This is a genomic window from uncultured Amnibacterium sp. (genome assembly GCF_964244015.1).
Taxonomy (GTDB): Bacteria; Actinomycetota; Actinomycetes; order Actinomycetales; family Microbacteriaceae; genus Amnibacterium.
The window spans coordinates 1-9,337 of the sequence record NZ_CAXTHO010000033.1 but is presented as its reverse complement, the minus strand read 5'-3'; the positions used below and the strand labels follow the sequence as shown (position 1 = coordinate 9,337).

The 9,337-nt window shown below is 71.8% G+C and carries 13 protein-coding genes; 9 read left to right on the top strand and 4 right to left on the bottom strand.

All coding sequences use genetic code 11. From position 1 onward, the window contains the following. On the bottom strand, positions 1–859 hold an 859-nt coding region (locus ACFE67_RS05825), incomplete at its 3' end, for a phosphotransferase (RefSeq protein WP_375405927.1). A gap of 128 nt (positions 860–987) precedes the next feature. On the opposite strand from ACFE67_RS05825, the gene ACFE67_RS05820 reads away from it, so the two are divergent. The 3 genes from ACFE67_RS05820 (at position 988) to ACFE67_RS05810 (ending at position 2,688) form a co-directional block, all read left to right on the top strand. After that, positions 988–1,311, top strand: coding sequence for a hypothetical protein (locus ACFE67_RS05820; RefSeq protein WP_375405926.1), 324 nt, complete (start codon positions 988–990; stop codon positions 1,309–1,311). Next, positions 1,308–1,772, top strand: a complete 465-nt coding sequence (locus tag ACFE67_RS05815) for a nucleoside deaminase (protein WP_375405925.1) — start codon at positions 1,308–1,310, stop codon at positions 1,770–1,772. The genes ACFE67_RS05820 and ACFE67_RS05815 overlap by 4 nt, the downstream gene beginning before the upstream one ends. Positions 1,773–1,857: 85 nt before the next feature. After that, positions 1,858–2,688, top strand: a complete 831-nt coding sequence (locus ACFE67_RS05810) for a DUF3097 domain-containing protein (RefSeq protein ID WP_375405941.1) — start codon at positions 1,858–1,860, stop codon at positions 2,686–2,688. A gap of 28 nt (positions 2,689–2,716) precedes the next feature. On the opposite strand, the gene ACFE67_RS05805 is transcribed toward ACFE67_RS05810, so the two are convergent. Further along, a complete protein-coding gene (locus ACFE67_RS05805) occupies positions 2,717–3,226 on the bottom strand; it encodes a metallophosphoesterase family protein (protein WP_375405924.1) in 510 nt (169 codons plus the stop codon). A 29-nt stretch (positions 3,227–3,255) separates the two neighbouring features. Between ACFE67_RS05805 and ACFE67_RS05800 the strand changes: the two genes are divergently transcribed. After that, a complete protein-coding gene (locus ACFE67_RS05800; RefSeq protein WP_375405923.1) occupies positions 3,256–3,927 on the top strand; it encodes an HAD family hydrolase in 672 nt (223 codons plus the stop codon). Between the two features lie 40 nt (positions 3,928–3,967). Further along, positions 3,968–4,195: a DUF3072 domain-containing protein gene (locus ACFE67_RS05795; protein ID WP_375405922.1), complete on the top strand. Its 228-nt coding sequence runs from the start codon at positions 3,968–3,970 to the stop codon at positions 4,193–4,195. Positions 4,196–4,231: 36 nt separating this feature from the next. Here ACFE67_RS05795 and ACFE67_RS05790 read toward each other — a convergent pair whose 3' ends face one another. Next, positions 4,232–5,212, bottom strand: a complete 981-nt coding sequence (locus tag ACFE67_RS05790; protein WP_375405921.1) for a TIGR03557 family F420-dependent LLM class oxidoreductase — start codon at positions 5,210–5,212, stop codon at positions 4,232–4,234. A gap of 149 nt (positions 5,213–5,361) precedes the next feature. Here ACFE67_RS05790 and ACFE67_RS05785 point away from each other — a divergent pair, with 149 nt between their 5' ends. The 3 genes from ACFE67_RS05785 (at position 5,362) to ACFE67_RS05775 (ending at position 7,409) form a co-directional block, all read left to right on the top strand. After that, positions 5,362–5,910 carry a hypothetical protein gene (locus tag ACFE67_RS05785; protein ID WP_375405940.1) on the top strand — a complete coding sequence of 183 codons (549 nt, stop codon included), beginning with the start codon at positions 5,362–5,364 and terminating at the stop codon, positions 5,908–5,910. A gap of 85 nt (positions 5,911–5,995) precedes the next feature. Continuing rightward, positions 5,996–6,913, top strand: a complete 918-nt coding sequence (locus ACFE67_RS05780) for an oxygenase MpaB family protein (RefSeq protein WP_375405939.1) — start codon at positions 5,996–5,998, stop codon at positions 6,911–6,913. Positions 6,914–6,965: 52 nt separating this feature from the next. Continuing rightward, on the top strand, positions 6,966–7,409 hold the full coding sequence (locus ACFE67_RS05775) for an OsmC family peroxiredoxin (RefSeq protein ID WP_375405920.1): 444 nt from the start codon (positions 6,966–6,968) through the stop codon (positions 7,407–7,409). A 68-nt stretch (positions 7,410–7,477) separates the two neighbouring features. Here ACFE67_RS05775 and ACFE67_RS05770 read toward each other — a convergent pair whose 3' ends face one another. Then, positions 7,478–8,494, bottom strand: a complete 1,017-nt coding sequence (locus ACFE67_RS05770; RefSeq protein WP_375405919.1) for a magnesium and cobalt transport protein CorA — start codon at positions 8,492–8,494, stop codon at positions 7,478–7,480. A 77-nt stretch (positions 8,495–8,571) separates the two neighbouring features. Between ACFE67_RS05770 and ACFE67_RS05765 the strand changes: the two genes are divergently transcribed. Then, the coding region (locus tag ACFE67_RS05765; protein WP_375405918.1) for a type III polyketide synthase at positions 8,572–9,337 on the top strand (766 nt) is incomplete at its 3' end.

The window sequence follows — 9,337 nt, the reverse complement described above, 5'->3', positions numbered from 1 at the left end:
AGAAGATGGCGTCGGCGAAGCGCAGCGCGGTCTGCCCGTCGTCGGTGAGCTCGAGCTGGCGTCCGACCTTGCGGAAGAGCGGGCGCCCGAGCGTGTCCTCGAGCTGCCCGATCTGGCCGCTCAGCGTCTGCGGCGTGAGGTGCAGCGCGCGGGCGGCCGGGCCGAACGTGAGCCACGCGGTCGCCAGATCGGTGGCAGGGTCACCGCCGGTGACATCGCCGAAGTCGATCACCGCGGCGAGCCTCCCGTCCCGCTCGACGAGGTTCGCCGGATGGAGGTCGCCGTGCAGCCACACCGGCGTGCCCACCCACCGCGGCGCCGCGAGCGCCTCCGACCACACCGCACCCAGCGCGGCAGCGTGCGGGACGCCCCCGGCCAGCAGTCGGCGGGCGACATCCTCCGTGCGAGCCTGCAGCGGCACGCCGCGAACCGGATTCACCGGAGCGTCGTCGGGCGCCGGCACGTGCAGCGCCCGGACGAACGCCGCAAGCGCGGAGGCGAGCTCGAGGTCCTCCCGCAGGTCCGCCTCCGCGACGACCCCGCCTGCGAACCACCGGACGACCGACCAGTGGAACGCGAACCCCTGGCCGGGCACACCGACCCGCACCGGTACCGGCACGGCGACCGGCACGCGAGCGGCGATCACGGGCAGGACCTCCTGCTCGTGCCGCACCAGGTGACCGGCGGACTCGCGCCGCGGCACCCGCACGGCGAGGTCGTCGCCGAGCCGGAACACGGCATTGTCCCAGCCGTTCGCGACGAGCCGCAGCGGAAGGGATGCGAGATCGGGGTGCTGCGCTGCGAGCAGGCGGCGCACCAGCGGCGCGTCGATCTCGATTTCGGCGGGTGGCGTCGGCACCGCTCGACCCTCCGCGCGGTGCGCGCTGCCGTACGGGGTCGGGGCCGCCTGTTTCGCCCGCGTGACGAGCTCCGGTCGGGCCGGTGACAGCCTCGTCCAGCGAGGCACCCGCCTTCTATGCTCCGGCTATGACCACGCTCGGGGCTCCCGCGAAGCAGCCGTTCGGCGAGCACCACGGCTCGACCTGGCGACTGCTCGCCGTCGCGTCGTACCTCGCGGACGACGCCCGGTCCGTGAACCTGGCCGGTCCGATCGCGATGGTGGTCGCGATGGTCCTTTCGATCCGGCTGTTCGCGAACCCGACGCTGTCCACCGGCCTGCTCGTCGGGGTCGTGCTCGCCGTGGTGCTCTCTCTTGTGCTCGTGCCGGTGTTCACGCCCGCGAAGGGTGCGCCACCGCCCGCGAGCGGGTACGAGGAACCCGTCCGCGTCGACGCGGCGAGCGACGCGTGAGCGGCGAGGTCCGCTACCGCACCGATGCGGAGAAGCTCGCGGTCGCGGCCGAGCAGGCGCTGATCGGCCTCGCGGAGGGCGGCATCCCGATCGGCGCCGCTCTGTTCGACGGCGACGACCGGCTGCTGGGCGCGGGACGCAACCGGCGGGTCCAGCACGACGACGCTTCCGTGCACGGCGAGACGGATGCGTTCCGCGACGCTGGGCGGCAGCGCTCGTACCGGGATACGACGATGGCGACGACGCTGTCGCCCTGTTGGTACTGCTCCGGGCTGGTGCGGCAGTTCGGCATCGGGCGGGTGATCGTCGGCGACGACGTGAACTTCCTTGGCGGGCAGGACTGGATCGCCGAGCACGGCACCCACCTCACGGTGCTGAACGACCCGGGTCTGATCACGATGATGGGCGACTTCATCACCGCGAACCCGGCCCTCTGGAACGAGGACATCGGCGAGGCCTGAGCGACGAAGTGGACGACGTGCCACGCCATGCCGGACGGGCTCCGTGTCCCCTTCGGGACCGCCGCCTACCGTCGTCCGCGTGAACATGGACCGGTACGGAACGGACGTCCTCGCCGACGGCGGCTGGAAGAAGAAGGCGCCGCCGCCCCAGGTCGTGGAGGCGCTGCGGGGCGTCGTCGTGGAGGAGGTCGCGAGCGGCTTCGTCGGTGCGGTCGTCGGCGTCGAGGGACGGATGGTCCGCCTCGAGGACCGCCGCGGCAAGGTCCGGGTGTTCCCGATCGGTCCCGGGTTCCTGATCGACGGCAAGGCGGTCGCGCTGCGGGTGCCGAAGGTGCAGCCGAAGTCCGCGGGTCCCCTCCGGAGTGCGTCGGGCTCGTTCGCGGTGCAGGGCGCGAAGGCGCGCGTCGCCCGCGGCAGCCGCATCTTCGTCGAGGGCCGCCACGACGCGGATCTCATCGAGAAGGTCTGGGGCCACGACCTGCGCATCGAGGGCGTCGCGGTGGAGTACCTGCAGGGGGTCGACCACCTCGACGAGGTGCTGCGCGTGTTCGAGCCCGAGCCGACCCGGAAGGTCGGGGTGCTCGTCGATCACCTGGTCGCCGGCAGCAAGGAGACCCGCCTCACGGACGCCGCGATCAAGCCGTGGGGCGACACCGTGCTCGTGGTCGGCCACCCCTACATCGACATCTGGCAGGCCGTGAAGCCCGAGCGGCTCGGGATGAAGGCCTGGCCGGTGATCCCGCGCGGCATCGAGTGGAAGCACGGCATCTGCCAGGCCCTCGGCTGGCCGCACGAGGACCAGGCGGACATCGCACGGGCGTGGCAGCGGATCCTCGGACGCGTCGACCACTTCGGCCATCTCGAACCGGCGCTGCTCGGCCGCGTCGAGCAGCTGATCGACTTCGTCACGGCGTAGCACTCTCCGTTTTGTAGGCAGAACCTGCCTACAAAACGGAGGGTCGGACCGTCTGCAGCTCCCAGGTCGTCGAGCCCGAGTCGAGCGTCAGCACGCCGTAGGTGCAGGACGGCTGCCGGCGGCGGTCGGTGGGGGAGCCGGGGTTCAGGAGGCGCAGGCCGCGCGGCGCCGTGGAGTCCCACGGGATGTGGGAGTGCCCGAACACGAGCACATCGGTGTCGGGGAAGCGGTCCTCCATCCGTCGCTCCCGCCCGGTCGCGGGCCCGGTCTCGTGCACGACCGCGAGTCGCACGCCGTCGATCGTGGCAGTGGCGACCTCGGGCAGGCGGGCGTGCAGCTCGGCACCGTCGTTGTTCCCGGCCACACCGATCACGAGGGGCGAGTGCGCCAGGAGCAGGTCGAGGGTCGCCTCGTCGACCCAGTCGCCGGCGTGGATCACGCCGTCCGTGTCGGCGAGGGCGGCGAGCACGACGTCGGGCAGCCGCTTCGCGCGCTTCGGGAGATGGGTGTCGGCGAGGACGAGCAGGCGGACAGGCACCCTCCCATCCTCGGCTGCTTCCATCCACGATGCCGATTTCCACCTGCAAGGCCGTCCTCTTCGACATCGACGGCACCCTGGCCGACACGAACTACCTGCATGTCGACGCCTGGCTCCAGGCGTTCATGGACATCGATCACCCGGTCGACGCCTGGCGGGTGCACCGGGCGATCGGGATGGACTCCGCGAAGCTGCTCGAGACCCTGCTCGGCGACGAGGCGGAACGGCTCGGCGACGCCGCGAAGGACCGCCACGCGGTCCACTACGCGGCCGAGCGCGGTCGGATGCGCCGGTTCATCGGCGCCCTCGAGCTGCTGCGCGAGATCGCCGGACGCGGGGTGCAGGTCGTGCTGGCCACCTCCGCGCCGCAGGAGGAGTTCGACATGCTCGTCGAGGTGCTGGAGGCGGGTGATGTGGTGTCGACGGTGACGACGGGCGAGGACGTCGAGACGGCGAAGCCCGCGCCCGACGTCGTGCAGGTCGCGCTCGAGAAGGCCGGCGTGTCCGCCGACGAGGCGGTCATGGTCGGCGATGCCTCGTGGGACGTGGAGGCCTGCGGGAGGGCCGGCGTGCGCTGCATCGGCGTGCTGTCGGGCGGGTACGGGGCGGCCGAGCTGCGCGATGCCGGTGCCGTGGCGGTGTACGACGACGTCGCGGCTCTGCTGGCCGGTCTCGACGACAGCCCCCTGTTCACGAGGTGACCGCCAGCGTTCTGTCGGAGACGCGTTCTACAGTCGGCGCATGAGCGATGACACGGGCGAGATGCTGGGCGGCCCCGAGAAGAACACGACCGAGAAGGATCCGAGCACGTGGGTGACGGGCGACGAGCCCGCCACGGGCGCGCAGAAGAGCTACATCGACACCCTCGCCCGTGATGCCGGCGAGCAGATCCCCGCCGACATCACCAAGGCGGAGGCGTCCGAGCAGATCGAACGCCTGCAGGAGAAGACCGGCCGCGGCCAGAGCTGAGGTCGGGCCGGAGCTGGGATCTAGCCGGAGCCGAGGTCAGGTTCGCGGGGCCGCTGCGCGGAGCTTCTCCAGCAGCGGGCCGGCCACCTCGTCGAGGAAGCGCTGCTGCAGGACGTCGCCGACCTGGATGACGGCGATGTCCGTGAAGCCCGCCTCCCAGAGCGGTCGGACGCCCTCCACCAGCTCGTCGAGATCCGGCCCGCAGGCGATCGTCTCAGCGACGTCCTCCCGGCGTACGAACTGCGAAGCGCCGTGGAAGCCGTGCGGGGTCGGCAGGTCGGCGTTGACCGCCCAGCCGCCGGCGAACCAGCGGAACTGCTCGTGGGCGAGATCGAGCGCCTGGTCCTTCGTCGGCGCCCAGCAGATCGGGATCTGGCCGATCGCGCGCGAGCCGCCGCCCGGGTGGGCTGCGTGCCACCCCTCGATCAGATCGGGCTCCGGGTCCGTCGCGATCAGATGATCGCCGAGCGGCGCGAACCGCTCGACGGCCTTGGGGCCGCCGACGGCGAGGCCGATGGGAACTCCGCCGTCGGGGACGTCCCAGACCCTGGCGGAGTCGACGCGGAAGTGCTCGCCCTGCCAGGTGACCAGCTCGCCGGTGTGCAGCGCCCGGATGATGTGCACCGCCTCCTCGAGCATGTCCTGGCGCTGCGCGACCGGCGGCCAGCCCTCGCCGGTGATGTGCTCGTTGAGGTTCTCGCCCGACCCGAGGCCCAGGGTGAAGCGGCCGTCGGCGAGGATCTGCAGCGTCGCGGCCTTCTGCGCCACGACGGCGGGGTGGTAGCGGATGGTCGGGCAGGTGACGTAGGTCATCAGCTCCATCCGCTCGGTCGCGTGCGCGATCGCCCCGAGCATCGACCAGGCGTAGCCGGCGTGGCCCTGCTCGGTCAGCCACGGCGAGAAGTGGTCGCTCGACACCGCGAAGTCGAACCCGACCTCCTCCGCCTGGATCGCGTAGCGCACGACCTCCTTCGGGCCGCTCTGCTCCGTCATCATCGTGTACCCGAACCGGGTCATGGGGCGTCCTCCTCCGCTGTCGATTCGGCGAGGGTACGGACGGCGACTGGAGCTTCCGTGGGTCATAGCCGATCCACAGGTCCGGACGTCGCGGCCGCGGGGCAGAGCCTCTACCGTCGCAGGCGGTTCGGCCGAGGAGGGACGACGTGATGGGCCTGCTGGAACGTCTGAGGAGCTACCTGCACGACGACGCGCCGTCGCGGTCGGTGCGCGGGTACCCGGCATCCGTGACCGTCCGTTCGGAGGACGAGATCGCGGTCGAGCGGTACCGGTACCTGCTGCGCACCGCGGCGCCCGACGCCGTCGAGGAGGTGCACGCCGAGGCGTTCGCGACGCTGACCCCGCAGCAGCGCCGGCTGGTGTTCGAGGAGCTGTCGCGGAACGCAGCCGCCTCCGATCGTCCCGCTGCCGACGACCCGCGCACGCTCGCCCGCAGTGCCACCCGCTCCGAGCTGCGGCAGCCCGGGTTCCTCGAGCACACCTTCGGCTCGGGCTCGGCCGGCTCCCGCGGCGCCGGGCTCGGCACGATGCTCGGCGGGTCCCTGCTCGGCACCGTGGCCGGCGTCGTGATCGGCTCCGCGATCGCGGACATGGTGCTGCCCGGCATCGGTGACGTCGCGTCGGACGCGAGCGGCGGGATCGAGGACGTCGCCTCCGACCTCGGCGGCGGCTTCGGCGACTTCGGCGGGGACTTCTAGCCCGTCGCTCCCGCACGCTGCGGATCCCCTCCGCGTCGACCCGCGTCGCGCACGTCGGCGCGGGCCGATCCAGGATGATGCAGTGATGCTGACCGACCGACTTCGTACCCGCCTCCTCGAGGTGCTGTACGGGCAGCCGACCGGCCTGCCGGACTGGGTCGAGCAGCTCTCGCACGGCACCGACGCCGGGTACTTCGCGGAGGGCAGCGCCGTCTGGGAGGTGCACCGCGACATCGCGACGCTCGTCGCCGGCCCCCGCGCGCTGCTGATGCAGGCGCTGCATCCCGGCGCGATGGCCGGCGTGCACGACCACTCGCGGTACCGCGAGGACCCCCTCGGCCGGTTGAACGGCACGATCCGGTGGATCACCACGGTCACCTACGGCAGCCGGGAGCAGGCCGACTCGGCCAGCCGCTGGGTCCGGCACCTGCACGAGCGAGTGCAGGGTACCTACGCGACGACGGACGGGCGCACCGTGCCGTACGCCGCGCAGGACGCCGATCTCGTGACGTGGGTCCATCTCGCGTTCGCCGACTCGTTCCTCCGCGCGTTCCAGCGGTTCGGCGGCCGGCCGATCCCCGGCGGGCCGGACGCGTATGTGCGCGACTGGGCGGTCGCCGGCGAGCTGATGGGCGTCCCGGATCCGCCGAGGAGCGTCGCGGAGCTCGAGCAGCGGCTCGGCTCGATCCGCGATGCGGGGATCCTCCGGGTCGACACGGTGGTGCGGGAGACGGTCGGCTTCATCCGTCGCCCGCCGCTGCCCGCGCTGATCCGGGCCACCTACCCGGCGCTGTTCCGCGGCGCGGTCGCGACCTTGCCCGACTGGGAGCGCGAGCAGCTCGGCCTCCGGCGCGTGCTCGGTGTCGAGGAGGCCGCGACCCGGCTGGTGCTGAAGGCATCCGTCGCGCTCCTCGGCGAGGCGACCGCTCCGCAGCAGGCGCGCAAACGGCTCGCGGCGTTGGCCGAGCAGGACTCCGCCGGACGCTCAGGGACCCGCGCCTAGCCTCTGACCGCGGCACGAGGACGAGCCGTCACCGACGACGGAAGGATCATCCATGCCCACTCGCACCGCACGCACCGCTTGGGACGGCGGCCTGCAGGACGGTACCGGCCAGGTCGAGCTGAGCAGCTCGAAGGTCGGCACCTACGACGTCTCGTTCCCGCGTCGCGCGGCGGACGACGCCGGTGGCACCACCAGCCCGGAGGAGCTGATCGCCGCGGCCCACTCGGCGTGCTTCGCGATGCAGCTCTCGGCCGAGATCGCGGAGGCAGGCGGCACGCCGCACTCGCTCGAGGTCTCCGCCGACGTCTCCCTCGGACCGGACAGCGAGAAGGGCGGCTTCGCGCTGACCGGGATCGCGCTGACGGTCAAGGGCGAGGTGGAGGGTCTCGACGCCGCCGGATTCGAGGCCGCCGCGCAGGCCGCCAAGGTCGGCTGCCCGGTCAGCAAGGCGCTCACCGGCGTCGACATCACGCTGACGGCGTCGCTGATCGAGTAGTTCGTCTTCATATATCCGGGGATCCGGTCGCTCCGCTCCGGAATCCCCGGATATATGAAACTGCGCTGCTACAGCCAGTTCCGCCGCTTGAACGTCACGTAGAGCACGATGCCGAGCGTGAGCATCGCGAGCAGCGCGAGCGGGTAGCCGAAGGCCCACTTGAGTTCGGGCATGTCCTCGAAGTTCATGCCCCAGATCGACGCGAGGCTGGCGGGGAAGAAGCCGATGGCCGCCCAGGAGGACACCTTCTTCACCTGGTTGCCCTGCTCGAGCGAGTCGCGGGTGAGCTTCTCGATCTGATCGTTCTGCCGCTGGCCGACCAGCGTCGAGTTCACGGTCAGCGCGTTCTGCAGCAGCACCCGAAAGCCCTCCACCCGCTCCTGGATCCTCGTCACGTGGTCGAGCACGTCGCGCAGGCCGCGGCGGATCTCGATCAGTTCCTCCTGACCGTCGATCTCCGTGCGGACCTGCGACAGCACGCCGGCGAGCGGTTCGATCGCGCGCTGGAAGGTGATCACCTCGCGGGTCAGCTCGTAGATGCGCTGCGAAACCGACGCCTCGCCCGCGAACAGCTGGTCCTCGATCTCGTCGATGTCGTTCTCGAGGCCGTTCACGACCGGTCCGTAGTCGTCGACGACCCGGTCGGCGACGGCGTACAGCACCGACAGCGGCCCGGCCGCGAGCAGCGTCGGCTCGGATTCGAGGCGCGCCCGCACCGCCTTCAGATCCGGTGCCTCCGCGTGCCGCACCGCGACGACGAAGTCGGGGCCGAGGAAGAGGTCGACCTCCCCGAAGTCGACGCGCTCCTCCTGGTCGATGTATCTCGCGGGACGGAGCACGACGAACCGGTCGCCGCCGTAGCGCTCGATCTTCGGGCGCTGGTGCCCCTCCTGCGCGTCCTCGACCGCGAGGGGGTGCAGCGCGAACGCGTCCGCGACCGACTCCAGCTCCGCCGGGTCCGGCCGGTAGAGGCCGATCCAGCCGAACCCGTGCTGTTCGCGCACGAGGTCGTATGTCTCGGACAGGCTCGTGGGGTCCGGGGTCCGCTTCCCGTCCACGTACACCGCGTTGTCGACGATCGCCACGTGACGGGACACTAGTGAGCGGAGGCGGCGCACCGGTGCACGCCGAGCCACGGTGTTCGCGGGGTACGGTTCGGCAGGTGTCCCGCATCGCCGCCGTCGCGACGGCCCTGCCCGAGCACGCGTACTCCCAGCAGGCCATCACCGACATGCTCGCGCCGATGGTCGCGCAGGATCCACGCCGCCAGGCGCTGATGCGTCGCATGCACGCCTCCGCTCGCGTCAGCACCCGCCATCTCGTGCTGCCGCTGGAGGAGTACCGCGCCGCGCTGACGTTCGGTCAGTCGAACGACCGGTTCGTCGCCGAGGCGACCGGTCTCGCCGAGACGGCGGCCCGCTCCGCGCTCCTCCAGGCGGGCATCCGGGCGGACGAGGTGGACCTGATCGTCTTCACGTCCGTCACCGGCATGTCCGCGCCGAGCGTGGACGCGCTGCTGGTTCCGCGCCTCGGGATGCGGGACGACGTCAAGCGCATGCCGATGTTCGGTCTCGGCTGCGTCGCGGGAGCGAGCGGGATCGCGCGGGTGAACGACTTCCTGGCCGGGCAGCCCGACGGCGTCGCCCTGCTCGTGTCCGTCGAGCTGTGCTCCCTCACGGTCCAGAAGGACGACGACTCGATGGACAACCTCGTCGCCAGCGGGCTGTTCGGCGACGGGGCGGCGGCCGTCGTGCTCGTCGGCGCAGCGCGGACGGCGCGCGAGCCCGTGAGCGGCCCGGACGTCGTGGCCAGCCGAAGCCGGCTCTACCCGGGCAGCGGTGCCGCGATCGGCTTCCGTCCCAGCGAGACCGGCTTCCGGGTCATCCTCACCGCGGGTGTCGTCGACGTCATCGACGCGAACTTCGCGA